Here is a 20321-nt window from a genome sequence, read left to right on the forward strand (position 1 = left end):
CCGCCTCGTCGCGCTCGACATCGACGGCACGCTGCTGCGCTGGGTGGACGGCTCCGGCACGCCCCACGAGGAGGTCAGCCCGGCCGTCGTCGCGGCCATCGGTCGCGCGATGGACGCCGGCGCCCACGTCGTGCTGTCCAGCGGCCGGTCTGTGCACGCCATGACGCCGGTGGCCGACCTGCTCGCCCTCCGGGGCCAGTCGACGCCGAGCGGCGACGACCGCCTGTGGATCGTGGCGTCGAACGGCGCGGTGCTCAGCCGGTACGCCCCGCTCGAGGTGGTGCACGAGGAGACCTTCGACGCGCGCGACGCGGTGCGCGCCGTGCTCGAGCAGCAGCCCGGTGCGCTCATCGCGGTCGAGGACCGAGGCGGGCGGGGCTACCACGTGAGCCGTCCGTTCCCCGAGGGCGAGCTCGACGGCGAGCTCGTCGTCACCGACCTCGCCGAGATGGTCGCGAAGCCGGTCAGCCGCGTCATCGTGCGCGACCCGCAGGCGACCGCGGAGGAGTTCGTGGAGATGGCCGGGCGGCTCGGCCTGCAGGGCACCGACTACGTCGTCGGCTGGACGGCGTGGCTCGACCTCACGCCGGTCGGGGTCTCCAAGGCCTCGGGCCTCGCCCACGTGTGCGCCGACCTCGGGCTCGACGCCGGCGACGTGCTCGCGATCGGCGACGGCCGCAACGACGTCGAGATGCTGGCGTGGGCCGGCCGGGGCGTGGCGATGGGCCAGGCGGTCCAGGTGGTGCGCGACGCGGCCGACGCGGTGACCGGCACCGTCGACGACGACGGCGCGGCGGTCGAGATCGACCGCTGGTTCGGCTGAGGGCGCGTCCGTGACCCGCCGCCCCCGCCTCGTCGCGACCGACCTCGACGGGACGCTGCTCGGCGCCGACGGCCGGGTCAGCGACCGCACCCGCGCGGTGCTGGTGGCGCTCGAGGAGGAGCACGACGTGCCCGTCGTCTTCGTCACGGGCCGCCCGGTGCGCTGGATGGACGACCTCTGGGCGGACGTCGGCGGCCACGGCCTCGCCGTCTGCTCCAACGGCGGCATCGTCTTCGACGTCGCCGCCCGGGAGGTGCGGGACGCCTTCGCGATCGCTCCTGCCACCCTGCTCGACGTGGCCGAGCGTGTCCGAGCCGCGGCGCCGGGCACGATGTTCGCCCTCGAGACGCTGACGGGCTTCGCGCACGAGCCGGCGTGGCGTCCGCGCCCCGGCGGCGGCCGCCCGCACCGCGGCCCCGAGCCCGTCGTGGCCCCCCTCGCGGACCTCGTCGCCGACGACGCCCCCGCCTGCGTCAAGCTCCTCGCCCGGCACGACGAGGCTTACCCGGAGGACTACTGGCGCGCCCTCGACGCCGCCGTCGGCGACCTCGCCACCGTGACCTGGTCCTCGACCACGGCACTGGTCGAGATCAGCGCCCGCGGCGTCACCAAGGCGACCACCCTGGCCACCCTCTGCGCCGAGCTGGGCGTCGACGCCGCGGACGTCGTCGCCTTCGGGGACATGCCCAACGACGTACCGATGCTGACCTGGGTCGGACGCTCCTGGGCGATGGCCGACGCGCACCCCGACGTCGTCGCCGCGGCCGACGCCGTGGCCGGTCGCCACGACGAGGACGGGGTCGCGGCGACCTTGGCCGCGCTGTTCGGTCTGGCAGGATGGGCCGGCGCCGACGACCAGAGCCCAGGAGGACCCCGATGAACGATCGACCCGCCCGACGCCGCCGCGTCGCCCGGGCCGTCGTCGCCGTCACGGGCGGCCTGCTGCTCGCGCCCGCGGCCGTGGGCGCGACCGCGGTCCCGACGTACGCCGCGGCGCCCGCCAGCGTCTGCGACGGCACGCTCGAGGACCAGGTCGCAGCGGCCGACTCCGTCGTGGTCGGCACGGTCACCGACGTCGTCGCGGCGACGACCGAGGGCGGTCCCACGACGCCCGGGACGTCCGGCGTGGCCGACTCCGTGCCGATCGACGTGCGGCTCGACGTCGAGCGCGTGCTCGCCGGCGACCTCGCGCCGCGCGAGGTGCAGGTGGCGGTGGGCGCGGACGCCACCGGCAAGGGGATGCCCCCGGAGGCCGGGGTCCGGTACGTCGTTCTGCTCGGCGCGGCCGCCGACGCCGAGACCGGCGTGCTCGCCGCCGAGACCTGCAGCTTCCTCTCGACCGGTCAGCTCACCGCGGTGGAGGAGGTCGTCGCCCAGGAGCAGCCCGACGCGGCCGACCCCGCCGAGGTCACCTGGTCGGACGTCTCCGACGGCGACACCGGCCCCAGCGCCGCGGGGCTCGCCCTCCCCGGGCTGCTCCTGGCCGCCATCGGGGTCTTCGGGCTCGCGGGCACCGCGCTGCTGGCCCGCATCACCGGCCGCCGTCGCTGACCGCTGACTGCGGCGGGGCCGGAGCCGGGGCCGCTCAGCCGGTCAGAGGTACATCCCGCCCGACCGGGGCGCCTCGCCCTCGTCGCCGCGCGTGACACCGGGACCTCCGGGGACACCGGGCGCTCCCTGGCCGCCGGGCAGGGCGCGCCGCATCTGCTCGAGCTGGGCCCGGGCCGCCATCTGCTGGGCGTAGATCGCCGTCTGGATCCCGTGGAACAGGCCCTCGAGCCAGCCCACGAGCTGCGCCTGCGCGATGCGGAGCTCGGCGTCGCTGGGCGTGCCCTCCGCGAACGGCAGCGAGAGACGCTGCAGCTCCTCCACGAGCTCGGGGGCGAGGCCCGCCTCGAGCTCCTTGATGGAGGACTGGTGGATCTCCTTGAGGCGGTTGCGGCTCGCCTCGTCGAGCGGCGCGGCCTTCACCTCCTCGAGCAGCTGCCGGATCATGCTGCCGATCCGCATGACCTTCGCGGGCTGCTCGACGAGGTCGCGCGGGTGGGTCTCGCCGTCGGAGCCGTCGCCGGAGCCGTCCTCGTCGCCCGACGTCGCCACGCGGCCCGCGAGGGCGCTGGCCGGCACGGTGCCGACGGGCTGGCCGTCGGGGCCGATGATGACGACCTGGTCCCCGCGGTCCGACTGGTCCTGCTGCTGCCCGTCCTGTGCCTCGTCGCTCATGGGCCCGAGCCTACTGAGGGGTCAGGAGCACCTTGCCCGAGTGGGACGACTCCTCGAGCAGGCCGTGCGCCTCCGCGGCCCGGTCGAGCGGCAGCGTGGCGTGCACGATCGGGCGCACCGCCCCGGAGCCCACGAGCGGCCACACGTGCTCGGCGACCGCGGCGCAGATGGCCGCCTTCTCCTCCACCGGGCGGGCGCGCAGCGAGGTCGCGTGCACCGACGCGCGCTTGGCGAGCAGCCGGCCGAGGTCGAGCTCGCCCTTCGCGCCGCCCTGCATGCCGATGACGACGAGCCGGCCCTCGGTGGCGAGGGCGTCGATGTTGCGGGTCAGGTACTTCGCGCCCATGTTGTCGAGCACGACGTCGGCCCCGCCGGCCTCCTGCAGCACCGCGACGAAGTCCTCCTCGCGGTAGTCGATCGCCCGCTCCGCGCCGAGCTCCTCGCAGAACGCCCGCTTCTCGGCCGAGCCGGCCGTCGTGAACACGCGGGCCCCCATCGCGCTGGCGAGCTGGATCGCGAACGTGCCGATGCCGCCGGCTCCGCCGTGCACGAGGAAGGTGTCGCCGGCGGTGAGGCCGCCGACGGTCACCACGTTCGACCAGACGGTGCAGGCGACCTCCGGCAGTGCGGCGGCGGTCACGAGGTCGACGCCGGGCGGCAGCGGCATGAGCTGGCCGGCGGGCACGACGACGTGGGTGGCGTAGCCGCCGCCGGCGAGCAGCGCGCACACCTCGTCGCCGACCGACCAGCGCCCCTCGTCGGCGACGCCGTCACCGAGCGCCACGACGGTGCCGCTGCACTCGAGGCCGAGCACGTCGCTCGCCCCGGGCGGCGGCGGGTAGAAGCCCCGCCGCTGCAGCAGGTCGGCCCGGTTGACGGCGGTGGCGGCGACCTCCACCAGCACCTCGCCCGGACCCGGCTCCGGGGCGGGCCGCTCGGTCAGGACGAGGGCCTCGGGCCCTCCCGGCTCGGGGGCGATGACAGCACGCATGGGGCCGAGCGTAGGCCGCCTACCCTGGGTGGCATGCGTGTCGCGCTCGTGCAGGAGGCCTCCGACCTCGACCCGGCGGTGAACCGCGACCGGCTCGCCGCCCGGGTGGCCGAGGTCGGTCCGGCCGTCGACCTCGTCGTGCTCCCGGAGGTGTTCGCCCGCGACTTCGGCAAGGCCGGCTCCGACGTCGCGCAGCACGCCGAGACCCTCGAGGGGCCCTTCGTCACGGCCGCCGTCGCCGCAGCCGGCACCGCGGGCACCACGGTCGTGGCCGGGATGTTCGAGCGCTCGGACGACCCGGGCCGCCCCTTCAACACGCTGGTGGTGGTGGACGGCGGGGGCGTGCGTGCGTCGTACCGCAAGATCCACCTCTACGACTCCTTCGGCTACCGCGAGTCCGACCGGCTGCTCGCCGGCCCGACCGCGCCGGTGACCGTCGAGGTCGCGGGGTTCCGGCTGGGCCTGCTGACCTGCTACGACCTGCGCTTCCCCGAGCTCGCCCGCGCGCTCGTCGTCGACCACGGCGCCGAGGTGCTCGTCTGCCCCGCGGCGTGGGTGGCCGGCGAGGGCAAGGTGCGGCACTGGAGCACGCTCGCGGCGGCCCGCGCGATCGAGAACACCGCGTACGTCGCGGCGACCGGCCAGCCTGCTCCGCGCTACAGCGGTCACTCGGTGCTGCTCGACCCGCTCGGCGCCGTGCTGGCCGAGGCAGGCGCCGACGCCGAGGTGCTGGTGGGGGAGGTCGAGCGGTCCGTGCTGGACGAGGCCCGCCGCACGAATCCGTCGCTGGCCAACCGGCGGCTGTAGCCTTGCCCGCCGTGCCGACCCCCACCCTCTCCCGTGAACGCCGCCTCGGTGCCTGGTGGGCGCTGGTGGTCGGTGGCCTCGCGCTCCTGGTGCTCGGGGGCACGGGCGTGCTGCCCGACGTCACGGAGGGGATCGGCGCCGTCGCGGTGACGAGCGCCTACACGTGGGCGCTGGCCGCGCGCACCGGTGGCCGACCGATCGTCTTCGCGGTCCTCGCCGCCGTGGCGGGTGCCGCCGTGCTGCTCCTCGACACGCAGGAGCTGCGCACGGGCGCGGCGGTGATGACGTGCACCGTCGGGGCCGTCCTCGGCGTGATGGCGACCGTGCCCGCCCGCCAGTTCCTCATCGCGGTGCGCGAGGTCGTCATCGCGGTGGTCCTGTCCGGGGGTGCCGCGGTCGCCGCCGTCGGCTACGCCCCGACGGTCTCGCTGGCCCGCTTCGAGTACACCGTCCTCGCCCTCTCCTTCGTCGTCGTCCTCGGGCTCGTCTACCGCCTGGGCGCCGGCCTCCACGGCCTCGGCCGCCGCGGCGTGATCGCCGTCGTGGTGGGCTCGCTCGTGCTCGCGGTGATCCTGGCGTACGCCGAGGCGCTGCGCCGCTACGGCGCCACGTCCGTCGTCGGGTCGGTGCTCGACTCCGCCAGCTGGATGCTCGAGACCGTCGGGGGCGTGCCCCGCCCGATCCAGGCGGCGCTCGGCGTGCCCGCCCTGGCCTGGGGCACCTACATGCGGGCCCGCCGCCGCCAGGGCTGGTGGCTCTGCATCTTCGGCGTGGCCGCGACGGCGCCCGTCGCGAACGGCGTCATGAACCCCTCCGCGACCCTGCTCCAGGCCCTCCTCGGGGTCGTCTACTCGCTCGTGATCGGCTTCGTCCTCGCCTACGTCGTGATCCGCGCCGACCTGGCCCTCACCGGCTCCCGCGGCTCGCGGGCCCGGCGCAACGAGGAGCGCAGCGCCGTGCGTCCCGAGCCGTCCCGGACGCGCCCGCTGCTCTGACACCGTCGTACCCCGCGGTAACGGCTAGCGTCGTGCCCATGGCTCGCAAGCAGGTCGTAGAGGTCGTCGCCGAGATGGTGGCGTCGGTGGTCGAGGTCGGCTGCGCGGTCGGTGACGACGTCACCCCGCAGAGCACCGTGCTGCTGCTGGAGTCGATGAAGATGGAGATCCCCGTCCACCCCGAGCGGGCCGGGCGCGTGCGCGAGATCAAGGTCGCGCCGGGCGACGTCATCCAGGAGGGTGACGTGCTCGTGGTGCTCGACCCCGCCTGACCCGGCTCAACGGGCGACGCAGCAGAGGGAGCGGGATTCGAACCCGCGGTGGGTCTCCCCACGACCGCTTTCAAGGCGGTTCCGATCGGCCACTCCGGCATCCCTCCCGAGCGCGGCCGGAGCCGCGCGTCGGGACCTGAGTGTAGGGGTGCCCGGGCCGCTCAGGCGGGCGGCGAGGCCGCGAGGGCGTCGCGGACGCGCACCGTGTGGTTGTCGACGTCGATGAGCAGCCGCATGAGGTCGCGACGCACCATGTCGGGCTCCGGGCTCTGCAGCACGAGCGTGTCGTAGACCCGCACCCGCTCGAGCAGCGTGTTGCGCGCGTCGAGGAGGCCGGACCCCTCCGGCGCACGCCAGGCCGGTCCGTAGGTGTCGGTCTCGTTGAGCAGCAGGCTGCGCACGCCGGCGAGCCGCTGGCGCACGGTCCAGCGCCAGTTGCCCAACGCCGGTCCCTGGCGGCTGTGCGGGGGCGGCAACGCGTCGAGGGCGACGTGCAGCGCGTGGAGGGCGGGGTGGGGGCTGCGCACGTTCATCTCCTCGGGCGACGTTCGGGGACGGTCGGGACGGGTCCCGAGCACGAGTGTGACACGTGTCACCACATGCCGTGAGGGACAATGGTCCGGTGCAGCAGGACATCCGCCTCGCCCCCGCCGTCGCCGCGCGGCTCCTCGGCTCCGCCGTCGTCGTCCTCGGCGTCGTCGCCGTCGTGCTCTTCGCCGCCGCCTGGCTCCTCGACCTCTCCCCGGGCGTGCCGGTGCTCGTCGTCGCGGTGCTGCTGTTCGCGCTCGGGGCGGCGGGTCTCCACCTGCTGACCCGCGCCTACGTCGTACGGCTCACCGAGGACGGCTACCGGGTGCGCTTCGTGCGCGGCGCCGGCGCGACCCGCGCGCGGTGGGTGGACGTCGAGGACGCCGTGACGACGTACGTCGCGGACGAGCCCTGCGTGGTGCTGCGGCTCAAGGACGGGGGGTCGACGACCATCCCCGTCACGTTCCTCGCCGGCGACCGGGAGCGCTTCGTCGAGCTGGTCCACGAGCGCCTCATGCGGGGCCGGGGGCTGCGCAAGCTCTGAGCGCCACCTGATTGGGCGCGGCCCGGCTGCTCTGTGTAGCCTGTGACGGCTGTCGAGGAGGCGTCGCCTAGTCCGGTCTATGGCGCCCGCCTGCTAAGCGGGTTTGGGGCTACAACCCCATCGAGGGTTCAAATCCCTCCGCCTCCGCAGTGCCTGAGCCCCACGGGTCCGCCCGTGGGGCTCAGTCGTTCCCCGAGGTCTGCAACTTCCTGCAGGAACTCGCATTGCACAGACATGACCCGGGCTTCACCTGACGGGAACCCCTCCCATGGCGCAGTATGGGACGAGCGGGCCGGAGGGGCCTGCCTTTTCCGTGCAACGAGGGAGCCACCATGAAGTTCGTCCGCCGCGCCGGACTCGCGGTTGCCGCTGCCGCGATCAGCATCGGTCTGGTGGGTGCCGCCGCCGGCTCCGCCCACGCCGACACCAGCTGGGGCCAGAAGAAGCGCATCGCCGTCGTCCAGACCGCCCCGGTCCAGGACGAGCCGGGCGACACGAGCTGGGGTCAGGGCTGACCTCGCTCCCCACGAACTCCTGAGGCGAGGACCAACCCAACCCCCACAGTGCGGTCCCTGCCCCCCGGCTCGCCTCAGGTGTGAGGGCGGTGGCGCCATGCGCCACCGCCCTTGTTCTTTCCCGGATCAGGACGACTCAGGACGCTCGTGCCCCGAGACGCCGCGCTGCCCCATCGTGTAGCCGAGCTGGAAGCGCGTCTGCGCCTCGAACTCGTCCTTGAGGTCCGCGACGTAGCCCGCGTAGGTGCGCGGGCTGACGCCGAGCCGCTTCGCGCTGACCGGGTCGGCGTGGCCCTCGATGAGCATCCGGATGGTCATGGCGCGCTGCTCCGCTGCGATGTCGCGCAGCATCGAGCTCTCGTTGTTGGAGAAGGCCCGGCCGCGCTCCCAGTGCCGCTCGAAGACGTCGACGAGGTAGGCCACGAGGGACGGCTCCCGGATGGCGATCGCCACCGAGTGCCCCTCCCGGCCCGGGATGATGGCGACCATCCGGTCGACCACGATCATGCGGTTGAAAAACTCGTCGAGCGTGCGCACCTCGGCGCCGCGCTCGGTGACGGTCGCGACGTACTTGTGCGTGATCGAGCTGCGCCTCGCCGCGTGCTGGTAGAGCGTGCGCATCCGCACGCCGCGCTCCAGGGCCCGCACGTCGCGCTCCGCGGCCTTCGCCAGCGAGCCGGAGTTGCGGCCGACCTGCGGCTGCGCGGTGAGCAGCTCGGACTCCGCGTCGGCCACGACGGCGGCGATGTAGGGGTCGATCGCGTCGCCGCGGATCTCGGTGATCGGGCCCGCGGCCGGCTGCGGCGCCCGGCGCCACGCCTGCGAGAGCGCGCCGAAGGTGCGGGCCCACGCCGAGGACTCCGCCAGCAGCTCCGCGCCGCGCTGCCCGAGGGGGGTGACCACCTGCGAGGTGGCCGCGGTGGGGTCGACCGCCACCCACCGCTTGGTGCGCGGGTCGAGGCCGAGGAGGCCGAGCTCCACGAGGAGCGTGTACGGCGCGTGCAACGCCCCGCCGCGCGCGATCCGCGGGTCGTCGTCGGCCAGGCCGCCCCCGGCGAGCACCTCCTCGTAGAGCGGGATCCCCGACTCCTCGAAGAGCGCACGCTGCTCCGGGCCCACCTCGACCATCCACGACCTCCGACCTGCGTCCCCGCTGCTTACGGCCCCCGGCCCCGATGATCCCATGGAACGCACGACGCCCCCGGCCGTCGGCCGGGGGCGTCGTGTCGGGGGACGAGCGGTCGGTCAGAGACCGAGGCGCGCCTTGAGACCGTCGAGCTCGGTCCAGAGCACGGACGGCAGGTCGTCGCCGAACTTCTCGAACCACTCGGTGATCTGCGGGATCTCGGCCTTCCACTCCTCGGGGTCGACCGCGAGGGCGGCGGCGAGGGTCTCGGGCGTCACGTCGAGGCCGTCGATGTCGAACGAGCCCTCGGCGGGCACGTGACCGATCGGGGTCTCGACCGCGGCGGCCTGGCCGTCGATGCGCTCGACGATCCACTTGAGCACGCGGCTGTTCTCACCGAACCCGGGCCACAGGAAGCCGCCCTCGTCGTCGCGGCGGAACCAGTTGACGTAGAAGATCTTCGGCAGCTTGGCGGCGTCGTTGTCCTTGCCGATGTTGATCCAGTGGCCGAAGTAGTCGCCCGCGTTGTAGCCGATGAACGGCAGCATCGCCATGGGGTCGCGCCGCACGACGCCGACCGCGCCGATCGCCGCGGCCGTCGTCTCGCTCGACAGGGTCGCGCCGAGGAACGTGCCGTGGGTCCAGTCGCGGGCCTCGAAGACGAGCGGGATCGTCGTCTTGCGGCGGCCGCCGAACAGGATGGCGTCGATCGGCACGCCGCGCGGGTCGTCGTACTCCGCCGCGAGGATGTCGCACTGCTTGATCGGGGTGCAGTAGCGCGAGTTCGGGTGGCTGGAGAGCTCGTCGCTCTCGGGCGTCCAGGGGTTGCCCTTCCAGTCGGTGGCCCGGGCCGGCGGGTTCTCGAGGCCCTCCCACCAGACGTCGCCGTCCTCGGTGAGCGCGACGTTCGTGAAGAGCGAGTTGCCCTTGTTGATCGTCGCCATCGCGTGGGGGTTGGTGTGCTCGTTGGTGCCGGGGGCGACGCCGAAGAAGCCGTACTCCGGGTTGACGGCCCACAGGCGACCGTCGGGGCCGATGCGCATCCAGGCGATGTCGTCGCCGAGCGTCTCGACCTTCCAGCCCGGGATGGTGGGCTTGAGCATGGCGAGGTTGGTCTTGCCGCAGGCGCTGGGGAACGCGGCCGCGACGTACTTCACGACGCCCTGCGGGCTCGTCAGCTTGAGGATGAGCATGTGCTCGGCCAGCCAGCCCTCATCGCGGGCGATGACGCTCGCGATGCGCAGCGCGTAGCACTTCTTGCCGAGCAGGGCGTTGCCGCCGTAGCCGGAGCCGAAGGACCAGATCGCGCGCTCCTCGGGGAACTGCACGATGTACTTGGTCTCGTTGCACGGCCAGGCGACGTCCGCCTCGCCCTCGGCGAGCGGGTGGCCGACGGAGTGCAGCGCGGGCACCCACTTGACGTCCTCGCCGGCCGCGTCGAGCTCCTCGATGCGACGGAGCACGTTGGTGCCGAGGCGCGCCATGACGCGCATGGAGACCGTGACGTAGGCCGAGTCGGTGATCTCGACGCCGAACATCGGCTGCTCGGCCTCGAGGTGGCCCATGACGAAGGGGATGACGTACATCGTGCGCCCGCGCATGCAGCCCGCGTAAAGCCCCCGCATGAGCTCCTTCATCTTCTCCGGCGCCATCCAGTTGTTGGTGGGGCCGGCGTCCCGCTCGTCGACGGAGCAGATGTAGGTGCGGTCCTCGACGCGCGCCACGTCGATCGGGTCGGACGCGCCGTAGAAGGAGTTGGGCTTGAGCTCCGGGTTGAGGCGGGTGAAGGTGCCCGTCTCGACGAGCGCGTCGGTCAGCTCCGTCCACTCCTCGTCGGAGCCGGTCACCCAGTGGATGCGCGCGGGCTGCGTGAGCTCGGCGACCTCCTCGACCCAGGCGAGGATCCCGGCGTGGGTGGTGGGCGGCGTGGAGTCCGTGGACTCGGGGGCGGGGGCGGTGGCGGTCATGGTTACCTCTCGCGCTTCCGGCAGGCGCCCGCCATCACGGGCCCGGCCGGCCGTCGAGCGTGTCGACGGTGTGGTCGGAGTGCTGATCGCGCGGCGTCGTCGACGGCGATGCCGGGCTCGTGCGAGCCCGGGTTGAGGTGAGGCTAGACGGGCCCCGACGGCCGCACCATTGGATCGGTCTAAGCGTGCGTCGAACCCACGACGGAGCGTCGTAGACGTGACCTGCACCACTTCTGACCTGGCGGTTCACCCGATCGGGCCAGCGCGAGCGCTCGTTCGGTACGGCGCTCAGAACCCCCCGTCGAACCCGCCGCCCCCGTCGAAACCGCCCCCGTCGAAGCCCCCGCCGCCGTCGTGCCCGCCGCCGTCGAGGCCGCTGCCGTCGAAGCCGCCGCCCCCGAGGTCCTGCCCTGCCGTCCCGAGCGCGGGTCCGGCCAGCATGGCTCCGAGGAACACCGCGGGGAACAGGCCCTGCGCGGCGGCGTGCCCGTAGTAGCCGCTCACGTAGGGCCGGTAGGCCGCACCGCCGTCGTACCAGGGCACCATCTCGCCGTCGCGGCGCACCATGCGCGTGTCGGGGTCGGCGCCCGCGGCGAGCCGCTCGGCGTCGGCGCGGCAGACGGGCACGTCGCGCTCGATCCCGCCGGGCGGTGCCCAGGCCACCTCGGTGGTGGACGGTCCGTGGGCGGGGTTGAAGAAGCAGGGCGACAGCCGCTCCGGCAGCGGGTCGCCGGCCTGACGGGCGAGCACGCACGCCATGGCGTGGCGGCCGTCCTCCAGCGACCGGGTGACGCCCTTGACGTCGCTCGGCTCGCGCACGTCGCGCAGCAGGTCCTTCGCCGCCTCGTAGGCGTCGAGAGCGCGCTGGTAGTCCTGCCGCATCGGCACGTCGAGGTCGGTCACGAGCGTGTCGATGTGGAGCTCCTGGAGCTCCTCGCCGAAGCGCGTCACGTCCTCCTCGGCGACCGCCGTCACCCGCCGCAGCGCATCGGCGGCGGCGAGCTGCTCCGCCCGTCGGCGCCGCACGGCGACCACCCCCGCCGTCGCGGCGAGAGCGATGAGGACCAGCAGCACGACCCACCCCGTCATGAGCCGAGCCTAGGTCAGGCCACCCGAGCCGCCCGGCGGGCGAGCGCGAGGCCGACCTGGGCACGGTGGGCGACGAGCTCGACCACGCAGGGGTGCGCGCCCAGCACGTCGGCCACCACGCTGGCGCCCGCGGCGCGGGCCTCGTCGGCGCAGCGGCGGGCGAAGAAGCCGGGAGCGAGGAGGTACGGCACGACCGCGTCCCCCGGCCGCACGACCGCGGCCGGGCGGTCGCCGAGCCCCGAGAGCGTCGCGACCCGCACGGGGCCGCCCCACAGCAGGCCGAGCATCCGCGCGGTGGTCGCGAGGTCGGCCAGGGAGCCGGGGCGCCGCGACCCGGCGGCCACCATCGTCACCGGCTGGCCCGGGCGCGCCCCGGCCTCGCGCAGGCGGGCGCACATCGCGTCGGCCAGCAGCGGCGACGGACCGAGCGCGGCCGTCAGGGCCGTGGGCACGGGCGCGGCCGCGACCGCCTCGGGCACGTCGGAGTCGACGTGCAGCCCGGCGGACAGCAGCAGCGGCATGACGACCACCGGGCGGTCGGCCGCGGCCAGCACGTCGGTGAGGAGCGGGTCGGCGAGCTCGACGTACGACGCCGTCGCCGGCACGCCCACCAGCTCGCCGGCCGCCTGCGTCAGGGCCCGCGCGACGGGGCTGCCGGAGCCGTCGCGGGTGCCGTGGGCGACGGTCACCAGCAGGGGGTGCGGCACGGGCACGGTCATCTCCTCAGGACTCCACCGCGAGGCGGTAGCCCCGCTTGACGACGGTCTGCACGACCTTGGTGCCGACGGCGGCCCGCAGCCGCGCGACGGCCATGTCGACGGCGTGGTCGGAGCTCGCGTGACCCGACCCGGCGCCCCGGGGCAGCGCGGCGAGCAGGGTACGGCGCGGGACGACCGCCCCCGGGGTCTCGGCCAGCGCCTGCAGCACGGCCAGCGGCGCGGGCGTGAGCGGCGCCTCGACGCCGTCGACGAGCACCGTGTCGCCCACGAGGCGCAGCGCGTGGCCGCCGGCCTCGATGGCGATGCCCTCGGAGCGCAGCGGCAGCTCGGTCTCGAGCAGCTTCACCATCGCGGCGAGGCGCGCTCGGTCGGGCTCGACCGTCGGCACGCCCCACAGCTCGAAGGCGGCCGTGGTGACCGGTCCGACGCTGGCGGCGAGCACGTCGGCCTGGAACGCGGCGACGACCTCGTCGCGGCGCCCGACGGAGGCCGCGGCCTCCATGAGGGCGGCGACGGCCGGCGCGGAGGTGAAGGTGACGGCGTCGACGCTGCGGTCGGCGATGTGGTCGATGAGGCCGAACATGGGGGTCGGGTCCTCCGCGGGCTCGACGCGGTAGACGGCCACGGAGGTGACGACCGCGCCGAGCCGCCGCAGCGCGTGGGCGACCATCGACAGCGACTGGCCGTGCTCCTGCACGACGATGTGGGCGTCGGTCAGGTCCCGTCCGCGCAGGTGGGCGAGCACGTCGTCGAAGCGCTCCGACTCGGGCGACCACAGCTCGCGCAGCCCCCGGCGGCGCAGCGCCCCGACCGACTTCGGTCCGCGGGCGAGGATCTCCGCGCGTCCCAGGTGGGCGACGAGGTCGTCCAGCAGCCCCCACGACTCGGCGGCGTCGAACCACGCCTTCATGCCGATGCCGGTCGTCGCCAGGAAGAGGTCGACCGGCCGCGCCAGCACCTCCTCGGTGACCGCCCGCAGCGTGGCGTCGTCGACCCGGCGCGGGTCGAGCGCGAGGGCGGGCGCCCACACGGTCGTGGCGCCCCGGCGCTCCAGCAGCGCGACCTGCTCCTCGACCTTGCGGGCCGCGGTCACGCCGATGGTGAAGCCCGAGAGCGGGCCGTCCGTCATGGGGCCTCCTGTTCCGTGAGCTGGTCCGTGAGCTGGTCCGTGAGGGGAGGACCGACGTGGACGACGCCGTCGGTCACGCGCACGGCGTACGCCTGGACCCGCACCGTCGGGTCGTCGAGGCACACGCCGTCCCGCAGGCCGAACGGCTGCTTGAGCATGGGCGAGGCGACGAAGGGTACGTCGCCGCGCGTGCCCACGATGCCACGGGCCAGCACCGAGGCGTTCGCGAACGGGCACCGGTTGTCGAGGGCGAACCACGCGTCGTCGTACGTGCGGAACAGCGCGAGCGCACGGCCCTCGACGAGCGCGGCGACACCTCGCTCGCGGGGGAGGTCGTCGACGGTGCAGACGGGGGTCCAGCTCATCGCGGGGCTCCTACCGGGATGGACGCGCCGAGGTCCACGGGGGCATCCGGCTCCGCCGGACGCACCTGGCCGCGCTCCGTGGTGAAGGTGATGGCCGGGTCGGGCACGTCGGGGGCGTTGACGAAGGAGACGAAGCGGGCGAGCTTCGCGGGGTCGTCCAGCGTGGCCTTCCACTCGTCGAAGTAGGAGTCGACGTGGCGGGCCATCGCGGCCTCGAGCTCGCTGCCGAGCCCGAGGGCGTCGTCCACGACGACCTCGCGCACGCGCTCGAGACCGCCGTCGAGCGACTCCACCCAGGGCGCCGTGCGCTGGAGGCGGTCGGCGGTGCGGATGTAGTACATGAGGAACCGGTCGAGGTAGCGCACGAGCGTCGCGGTGTCGACGTCGCCGACGAGCAGCTCGGCGTGGCGGGGCGTGGCGCCGCCGTTGCCCGCGACGTACAGGTTCCAGCCCTTCTCGGTGGCGATGACGCCGAAGTCCTTGCTGCGGGCCTCGGCGCACTCGCGGGCGCAGCCGGAGACGCCGCCCTTCAGCTTGTGGGGGCTGCGGAGGCCCCGGTAGCGGAGCTCGAGGTCGATGGCGAGCTGCACCGAGTCCTGCACGCCGTAGCGGCACCACGTCGACCCGACGCACGACTTCACGGTGCGCAGCGACTTGCCGTAGGCGTGGCCCGACTCGAAGCCGGCATCGACGAGGCGCGTCCAGATGGCCGGCAGCTCCTCCATCCGGGCACCGAACAGGTCGATCCGCTGGCCGCCGGTGATCTTCGTGTACAGCCCGAAGTCGCGCGCCACCTCGCCGATGACGATGAGCTTGTCGGGGGTGATCTCGCCGCCGGGGATGCGCGGGACGACGGAGTAGGTGCCGTTCTTCTGGATGTTGGCGAGGTAGGCGTCGTTGGTGTCCTGCAGCGCGCCGGTCTCGCCCTCGAGCACGTGGCCGTTCAGCTGGCTGGCGAGGATCGAGGCGATCGTCGGGCGGCAGATGTCGCAGCCGCGGCCCGTCCCGTGGCCCTCGACGACCTCGGTGAAGGAGCGGTAGCCGTGCACGGCCACCACGTCGAAGAGCTCTTGGCGGGTGAGGGCGAAGTGCTCGCACAGGCTCGTGTCGACGGTCTTGCCGACGGCGGTGAAGTAGTCCTCGATGATCCCCTTGACCGTCGGCACGCAGGAGCCGCACGTGGTGCCCGCGCCGGTGCAGGCCTTCGTCGCGCCGAGGTCCTCGCACCGGTGCTCCCCGTCGACGTCGACGGCGTCGAGGAGGTCGCGCTTCGTCACGTTGTTGCACGAGCAGACGACGGCCTCGTCGGGCAGGCCCAGCTGCAGCGCGCCGCGCGACTCGGGGAGGATCAGCTCCTCGGGGTTGTCGGGCAGCAGCATGCCGCTGGCCACCATGGGGCGCAGGAGCCCGTACGCCGAGGCGTCGCCCACGAGGATCCCGCCGAGGAGCACCCAGGAGTCGGGGGCGTCGGGGGCGGGGCCGACCACGAGCTTCTTGTAGAGCCCCGCGACGGCGTCGGAGAACACGAGCTCGAGGGCGTCGGGCGTGGTGGCGAACGCGTCGCCGAACGAGGCGACGTCGACGCCGAGGAGCTTGAGCTTGGTGGACATGTCGGCGCCGGTGAAGGCGCCGGCGCTGCCGCCGAGCAGGGTGTCGACGACGATCTCGGCCATGGCGTATCCGGGGGCGACGAGGCCGTACATCACGCCCGCCGGGGCCGCGCACTCGCCGATCGCCCACACGTGGGGGTCGGTGACGGAGCGCAGCTGCTCGTCGACGAGCACGCCGCCGCGCGGGGCGACCTCGAGCTCGGCGTCGCGGGCCAGGGCGTCGCGGGGCCGGATGCCGGCGGAGAAGACGACGATGTCGGCGGCGATCGGGTCGGCGTCGCGCAGGCCGAGGCCCGCGACGCGGCCCGTGCCGTCGTCGAGCACCTCGGTGGAGGCGACGCCGCAGTGCACCGTGAGGCCCAGCTTCTCGATGTGGCGCACCAGGGTCGCGCCGCCCGTCTCGTCGAGCTGCACGGGCATGAGCCGCGGCGCCATCTCGACGACGTGCGCCTCGACCCCCAGCTGGTGGAGGGCGTTGGCGGCCTCCAGGCCGAGCAGCCCGCCGCCGATGACGACGCCCCGCTTGCGGGCACCGTCGGGCCCGGGGGCGGCCGCGGCGCGGATCGCCTCGAGGTCCTCGATCGTGCGGTAGACGAAGCAGCCGTCGAGGTCCTTGCCCGGCACGGGCGGCACGAACGGCGCGGCGCCCGTGGCGAGCACGAGCTCGTCGTAGCCGACCTGCTCGCCCTCCGCCGTCGTCACCGTGCGGGCCTCCCGGTCGATCCCGACCACCGCGGTGGTGAGGCGGAGCGTGACGCGGGGGTCGTCGTACGCGCCGGTCGGCAGCAGGGAGAGCGCGTCGGCGCCGACCTCGAAGAACGAGGTGAGGGCGACGCGGTCGTAGGCCGCGCGGGGCTCCTCGCCGATCACCACGACGTCGTGGGTCGCGGTGAGGCCGCGCTCGACGGCGGCGGCGACGAACCGGTGGCCGACCATGCCGTGGCCGACCACGACGATGCGGGGACGGCGGCCGTCGGTGGTGGGGCTCATGGCGTTCCTCCGGTGGGGACGGGGGTGGGTGCGGGCGTGCGGGTGGCGAGCAGGGCGCGGACGGCGTCGGCGCAGCCGCCGCAGCCGGTGGTGGCGCGGGTGGTCTCCCGCACCTCGTCGAGGGAGCCGCAGGCGCGCAGCGCGCCGGCGCTGACACCGGCGCAGGCGCAGACCTCGGCGGTGTCGGGCAGGTCGGCGGGGCCGGTCGCGGTCGTGCGCCGCTCCGGCAGGAGCAGGTCGCCGGGCTCGTGAGGGCCGAGCACGGTGCCGCGCTCGACGTACTGCGTCAGCAGCCCCACCCGCGCCAGGTCGCCGACGAGGGCGGCGGCGACGATGCGACCGTCGCGCACGACGAGCTTGCGGTGGGAGCGGGTGACGGGGTTGGTCACGGCGACGACCTCGCCGCCGGCGGCGGCCGCGGCCTCCGGGTCGCCGAGCACCGCGACGTCGAGGCCCGTGGCGCGGAGGCGGGCGACCTCGCGGATGCCGGGGTACGGCGCGGGCGCCGGGTCGTCCGTGCCGGCGAGCAGCTGCACGGCCAGGCACGTGGCCTGGTCCCACGCGGGGCCGACGAAGCCCGAGACGCGCCCGGCGTGCTGGGCGCAGTCGCCGATGGCGTGGACGGCCGGGTCGGTGGTGGCGAGGCGGTCGTCGACGACGATCCCGCGGCGCACCTCGAGGCCGGCCCCGCGGGCGAGCGCGGTGGCAGGACGACCGCCGGCGGTCAGCACCACGAGGTCGGTGGCGAGGACGTGGCCGTTGTCGAGCCGGACGCCCACGGCGTGCTCGGGCATCGGGCTGGGGACGAGCCGGGTGGCGCGGGCGCCGGTGTAGACGGTCGTGCCGAGCCGGGCCAGGTCGCGGGCCAGGATGCTCGCCCCGGCGCGGTCGAGCTGGCGGGACAGCACGTGGTCGGCGCCCTCGACGACCTCGGTGACGACGGCACGGCGGCCGGCGCGGGCGCCGAGCGCACGGGCGACCTGCAGGCCGAGGAGCCCGCCGCCGACGACGACGGCGCGGCGCACGGGGCGGGTCGGGTCGTCGAGCGCGGCGAGCAGTCCGCGGAGGTCGCCCGCCGAGCGGAAGGCGTGGACGGCGGGGTGGAGCGAGCCGTCGGGGCGCACCAGCCCGCGCACCGGGGGCAGCGTCGGGATGCTGCCGGTCGCGAGCACCAGCCGGTCGTAGGGCACCCGGCTGCGGTCGACGAGCACCACCTCGCGGGCGTCGCGGTCGATCTCCGCGACGCGGGCGCCGGTGCGCAGCGTGACGCCGGCCGCGGCGTACCAGTCCTCGTCGCGGAGCGTGATCGCCCGCTCGTCGTGGACGCCCTCGAGCACGGCGGAGAGCAGGATGCGGTTGTAGGCCGGGCCGGTCTCGTCGCCCAGCACCGTCAGCCGGTTCCCGCGCTCCACCCAGCCGCCGGCGACGAGGGTCTCGACGAGGCGGACCGCGGCCATGCCGTGGCCGACGACCACCAGGTGCTGGGAGTGCTCGGGGACGTGCGCGTTCATGCGCTCACCGCCGCCGCGCACACCTTGAACTCCGGCATGCGGCTCGCCGGGTCGAGGGCGTCGTTGGTGAGCCGGTTGGCGCCGACCCAGTGGAACGGCACGAAGACGGTGTCGGGGCGGATCGTCTCGACCACGCGCGCGGGGGCGCGCATCGACCCGCGGCGGGTGCGCACGGTCAGCACCTCGCCGTCGGCCGTGCCGAGGCGGCGCGCCAGGAGGGGGTGGAGCTCGACGTACGGGCCCGTGTCGGGGAGGTCCTTGACGCGGCGCGTCTGGGCGCCGGACTGGTACTGCCCCAGCACCCGCCCCGTCGTCAGGTGCAGCGGGAAGTCGTCGCAGGGCTGCTCGGCGGCGCCGCGGAACGTGGTGACGAGGAAGCGCGCGCGGCCGTCGGCGTGCCCGAAGCGGTCGGTGAAGAGCCGGGGGGTGCCGGGGTGCGGCGTGCCGTCGGCGTACGGCGCGGGGCAGGGCCAGAAGACGCCGTGCTCGGCGCGGATGCGGTCGTAGGTGATGCCCGCGTAGTCGGCCGGCCCGCCCGCGGAGGCCCGGCCGAGCTCGGCGAAGACCTCCTCGGGGTCGGTGGAGAACGTGCTCGGGGCGTCGAGCCGCTCGGCCAGCGCGGCGATCACCTCGAGGTCGGTGCGCACCCCCGCAGGCGGCGTGATCGCGCGCTGCCGGAGGACGACCCGGCCCTCGAGGTTGGTCATGGTGCCCGTCTCCTCGGCCCACTGGGTCACGGGCAGCACGACGTCGGCGAGGGCCGCGGTCTCCGACAGCACGAGGTCGGCCACGACGAGGAGGTCGAGGCTGCGGAGCCGCTCGGTGACGTGGAGGGCGTTGGGGGCCGAGACGACGATGTTGGAGCCCATCACCAGCATCGCCCGGGGACCGGCGGGCGCTTCGTCGGTGGCGGGCCGACCGAGCGCGTCGAGCAGCTCGTAGGCCGAGCGGCCCTTGCCCGGCAGGGTCGCGGGGTCGACGCCCCACACCGCGGCGACGTGGGCGCGGGCCGCGGGGTCCTCGATGGACCGGTAGCCGGGCAGCTGGTCGGCCTTCTGCCCGTGCTCGCGGCCGCCCTGGCCGTTGCCCTGGCCGGTGAGGCAGCCGTAGCCCGCCCCCTCGCGACCCGGCATGCCGAGCGCGAGGGCCACGTTGATCCAGGCCAGCACGGTGTCGGAGCCCTGGTTGTGCTGCTCCACGCCGCGGGCGGTCAGCACGAGGACCCGTCCGCCCCGACGCGCGGTCCCGATGAGCAGGTCGGCCAGGGCGCGCACCTCGGCGGCGGCGATGCCCGTGACGCGCTCGACCTGCTCGGGCCACCAGGTCGCGACCGACCGGCGGACCTCGTCGAAGCCGGTGGTGCGGGCCGCGACGTACGCCTCGTCCACGGCACCCGCCGCCACCACGAGATGGAGGACGCCGAGCGCCAGCGCGAGGTCGGTGCCGGGCACCGGGGCGAGGTGGAGGTCGGACCGCTCCGCGGTCGGCGTACGCCGCGGGTCGACCACGACGACCTGCCCGCCCCGGGCGCGCAACCGGTCGAGGTGGCGTGCTGCCGGGGGCGCGGTCTCCGCCAGGTTGGAGCCGGCGAGCACGACCACGTCGGCCTTCTCGACGTCGGCCAGGGGGAAGGGCAGCCCGCGGTCGAGCCCGAGCGCCCGGAGGCCCGCAGAGGCGGCCGAGCTCATGCACCACCGGCCGTTGTAGTCGATCTGGCTCGTGCCCAGCGCCACCCGGGCGAACTTGCCCAGGGCATAGGCCTTCTCGTTGGTGAGTCCCCCCGCACCGAACACGGCGACGCCGTCGGCGCCGTGCTCGGTGCGGACCCGGGAGAGCTCGGAGGCGACGAGGTCGAGGGCCTCGTCCCAGGTGGCGGCCCGCAGCTCGCCGCGCGAGCCGTCGGCCGTGCGGTCCCGCACGAGCGGGGTGGTCAGCCGCTCGCGGTGGCCGCGCAGACCGGTGCTCGTCCAGCCCTTGCGGCACAGGGCACCCTCGTTGACCGGGAACGTCGCCCACGGCTCGACCGTGAGGGCGCGGCCCTCGCGGACGAGCGTCATGCCGCACTGCAGGGAGCAGTAGGGGCAGTGGGTGGTGGTCAACGGGTTCTCCGGTCTCTC

Annotated in this window: 20 protein-coding genes and 2 tRNA genes; 9 read left to right on the forward strand and 13 right to left on the reverse strand. The window is 74.7% G+C overall.

Translation table 11 applies throughout. The features are described from left to right. Positions 1-19 precede the first annotated feature (19 nt). From PIR53_17460 to PIR53_17470, 3 genes are read left to right on the forward strand one after another with little or no spacing between them, the layout of a single operon-like run. Positions 20-823 carry an HAD family hydrolase gene (locus PIR53_17460; protein ID WZH54477.1) on the forward strand — a complete coding sequence of 268 codons (804 nt, stop codon included), beginning with the start codon at positions 20-22 and terminating at the stop codon, positions 821-823. Between the two features lie 10 nt (positions 824-833). Further along, positions 834-1703, forward strand: a complete 870-nt coding sequence (locus tag PIR53_17465) for an HAD family hydrolase (protein WZH51792.1) — start codon at positions 834-836, stop codon at positions 1701-1703. Next, complete coding sequence (locus PIR53_17470) at positions 1700-2374, forward strand: hypothetical protein (GenBank protein WZH51793.1); 675 nt, start codon at positions 1700-1702, stop codon at positions 2372-2374. Before PIR53_17465 ends, PIR53_17470 begins: the two co-directional genes overlap by 4 nt. A 42-nt stretch (positions 2375-2416) precedes the next feature. Here PIR53_17470 and PIR53_17475 read toward each other — a convergent pair whose 3' ends face one another. Together PIR53_17475 and PIR53_17480 are read right to left on the reverse strand one after the other, a co-directional pair. Beyond that, a complete protein-coding gene (locus tag PIR53_17475) occupies positions 2417-3046 on the reverse strand; it encodes a bacterial proteasome activator family protein (protein ID WZH51794.1) in 630 nt (209 codons plus the stop codon). 10 nt (positions 3047-3056) lie between these two features. Next, entirely contained in the window at positions 3057-4037 is a 981-nt protein-coding gene (locus PIR53_17480; GenBank protein WZH51795.1) for an NAD(P)H-quinone oxidoreductase, read from the reverse strand. 33 nt (positions 4038-4070) lie between these two features. On the opposite strand from PIR53_17480, the gene PIR53_17485 reads away from it, so the two are divergent. Genes PIR53_17485 through PIR53_17495 form a run of 3 tightly spaced genes read left to right on the forward strand, consistent with a single transcriptional unit; the run spans position 4071 to position 6111 of the window. Next, positions 4071-4844, forward strand: a complete 774-nt coding sequence (locus tag PIR53_17485; GenBank protein WZH51796.1) for a carbon-nitrogen hydrolase family protein — start codon at positions 4071-4073, stop codon at positions 4842-4844. 11 nt (positions 4845-4855) lie between these two features. Then, positions 4856-5839: a hypothetical protein gene (locus PIR53_17490; GenBank protein ID WZH51797.1), complete on the forward strand. Its 984-nt coding sequence runs from the start codon at positions 4856-4858 to the stop codon at positions 5837-5839. Between the two features lie 38 nt (positions 5840-5877). Beyond that, positions 5878-6111, forward strand: a complete 234-nt coding sequence (locus PIR53_17495) for a biotin/lipoyl-binding carrier protein (protein ID WZH51798.1) — start codon at positions 5878-5880, stop codon at positions 6109-6111. A gap of 22 nt (positions 6112-6133) precedes the next feature. Here the strand turns inward: PIR53_17495 and PIR53_17500 are convergent. Continuing rightward, positions 6134-6218, reverse strand: a tRNA-Ser gene (locus PIR53_17500). 54 nt (positions 6219-6272) lie between these two features. After that, positions 6273-6638 carry a hypothetical protein gene (locus tag PIR53_17505; protein ID WZH51799.1) on the reverse strand — a complete coding sequence of 122 codons (366 nt, stop codon included), beginning with the start codon at positions 6636-6638 and terminating at the stop codon, positions 6273-6275. 95 nt (positions 6639-6733) lie between these two features. Between PIR53_17505 and PIR53_17510 the strand changes: the two genes are divergently transcribed. From PIR53_17510 to PIR53_17520, 3 genes are all read left to right on the forward strand, one after another. Beyond that, positions 6734-7183 (forward strand): hypothetical protein, encoded by a 450-nt coding sequence (locus PIR53_17510; protein WZH51800.1) that lies wholly within the window; start codon positions 6734-6736, stop codon positions 7181-7183. 56 nt (positions 7184-7239) lie between these two features. Next, positions 7240-7330, forward strand: a tRNA-Ser gene (locus PIR53_17515). Between the two features lie 185 nt (positions 7331-7515). Then, on the forward strand, positions 7516-7698 hold the full coding sequence (locus tag PIR53_17520; GenBank protein ID WZH51801.1) for a hypothetical protein: 183 nt from the start codon (positions 7516-7518) through the stop codon (positions 7696-7698). 126 nt (positions 7699-7824) lie between these two features. Here PIR53_17520 and PIR53_17525 read toward each other — a convergent pair whose 3' ends face one another. The 9 genes from PIR53_17525 to PIR53_17565 form a co-directional block, all read right to left on the reverse strand. Further along, positions 7825-8826 carry a LuxR family transcriptional regulator gene (locus PIR53_17525; GenBank protein ID WZH51802.1) on the reverse strand — a complete coding sequence of 334 codons (1002 nt, stop codon included), beginning with the start codon at positions 8824-8826 and terminating at the stop codon, positions 7825-7827. A gap of 117 nt (positions 8827-8943) precedes the next feature. Next, on the reverse strand, positions 8944-10791 hold the full coding sequence (locus PIR53_17530; GenBank protein ID WZH51803.1) for a phosphoenolpyruvate carboxykinase (GTP): 1848 nt from the start codon (positions 10789-10791) through the stop codon (positions 8944-8946). Between the two features lie 288 nt (positions 10792-11079). Continuing rightward, positions 11080-11880 (reverse strand): hypothetical protein, encoded by an 801-nt coding sequence (locus PIR53_17535; GenBank protein ID WZH51804.1) that lies wholly within the window; start codon positions 11878-11880, stop codon positions 11080-11082. Positions 11881-11894: 14 nt separating this feature from the next. Further along, positions 11895-12593: a CbiX/SirB N-terminal domain-containing protein gene (locus PIR53_17540; GenBank protein WZH51805.1), complete on the reverse strand. Its 699-nt coding sequence runs from the start codon at positions 12591-12593 to the stop codon at positions 11895-11897. Between the two features lie 10 nt (positions 12594-12603). Next, complete coding sequence (locus tag PIR53_17545) at positions 12604-13728, reverse strand: uroporphyrinogen-III synthase (GenBank protein ID WZH51806.1); 1125 nt, start codon at positions 13726-13728, stop codon at positions 12604-12606. Next, positions 13725-14093 carry a nitrite reductase small subunit NirD gene (nirD, locus tag PIR53_17550; GenBank protein WZH51807.1) on the reverse strand — a complete coding sequence of 123 codons (369 nt, stop codon included), beginning with the start codon at positions 14091-14093 and terminating at the stop codon, positions 13725-13727. Before nirD ends, PIR53_17545 begins: the two co-directional genes overlap by 4 nt. Next, positions 14090-16693 (reverse strand): nitrite reductase large subunit NirB, encoded by a 2604-nt coding sequence (gene nirB, locus PIR53_17555; protein ID WZH51808.1) that lies wholly within the window; start codon positions 16691-16693, stop codon positions 14090-14092. The genes nirD and nirB overlap by 4 nt, the downstream gene beginning before the upstream one ends. Continuing rightward, complete coding sequence (locus tag PIR53_17560; protein WZH51809.1) at positions 16690-18204, reverse strand: FAD-dependent oxidoreductase; 1515 nt, start codon at positions 18202-18204, stop codon at positions 16690-16692. The genes nirB and PIR53_17560 overlap by 4 nt, the downstream gene beginning before the upstream one ends. Then, a complete protein-coding gene (locus PIR53_17565) occupies positions 18201-20303 on the reverse strand; it encodes a molybdopterin oxidoreductase family protein (protein WZH51810.1) in 2103 nt (700 codons plus the stop codon). The genes PIR53_17560 and PIR53_17565 overlap by 4 nt, the downstream gene beginning before the upstream one ends. Positions 20304-20321: the final 18 nt, after the last annotated feature.

Origin of the sequence: Nocardioides alkalitolerans (assembly GCA_038184435.1) — a bacterium.
GTDB lineage: Bacteria > Actinomycetota > Actinomycetes > Propionibacteriales > Nocardioidaceae > Nocardioides > Nocardioides alkalitolerans_A.

What these genes read in the sequence shown, in the direction of transcription:
- PIR53_17470 (WZH51793.1), top strand. Translation starts at nt 1,700, where the DNA reads ATGAACGATCGACCCGCCCGACGCCGCCGCGTCGCCCGGGCCGTCGTC.
- PIR53_17475 (WZH51794.1), bottom strand. Translation starts at nt 3,046, where the DNA reads ATGAGCGACGAGGCACAGGACGGGCAGCAGCAGGACCAGTCGGACCGC.
- PIR53_17480 (WZH51795.1), bottom strand. Translation starts at nt 4,037, where the DNA reads ATGCGTGCTGTCATCGCCCCCGAGCCGGGAGGGCCCGAGGCCCTCGTC.
- PIR53_17485 (WZH51796.1), top strand. Translation starts at nt 4,071, where the DNA reads ATGCGTGTCGCGCTCGTGCAGGAGGCCTCCGACCTCGACCCGGCGGTG.
- PIR53_17495 (WZH51798.1), top strand. Translation starts at nt 5,878, where the DNA reads ATGGCTCGCAAGCAGGTCGTAGAGGTCGTCGCCGAGATGGTGGCGTCG.
- PIR53_17520 (WZH51801.1), top strand. Translation starts at nt 7,516, where the DNA reads ATGAAGTTCGTCCGCCGCGCCGGACTCGCGGTTGCCGCTGCCGCGATC.
- PIR53_17525 (WZH51802.1), bottom strand. Translation starts at nt 8,826, where the DNA reads ATGGTCGAGGTGGGCCCGGAGCAGCGTGCGCTCTTCGAGGAGTCGGGG.
- PIR53_17530 (WZH51803.1), bottom strand. Translation starts at nt 10,791, where the DNA reads ATGACCGCCACCGCCCCCGCCCCCGAGTCCACGGACTCCACGCCGCCC.
- PIR53_17535 (WZH51804.1), bottom strand. Translation starts at nt 11,880, where the DNA reads ATGACGGGGTGGGTCGTGCTGCTGGTCCTCATCGCTCTCGCCGCGACG.
- PIR53_17545 (WZH51806.1), bottom strand. Translation starts at nt 13,728, where the DNA reads ATGACGGACGGCCCGCTCTCGGGCTTCACCATCGGCGTGACCGCGGCC.
- nirD (WZH51807.1), bottom strand. Translation starts at nt 14,093, where the DNA reads ATGAGCTGGACCCCCGTCTGCACCGTCGACGACCTCCCCCGCGAGCGA.
- nirB (WZH51808.1), bottom strand. Translation starts at nt 16,693, where the DNA reads ATGAGCCCCACCACCGACGGCCGCCGTCCCCGCATCGTCGTGGTCGGC.
- PIR53_17560 (WZH51809.1), bottom strand. Translation starts at nt 18,204, where the DNA reads ATGAACGCGCACGTCCCCGAGCACTCCCAGCACCTGGTGGTCGTCGGC.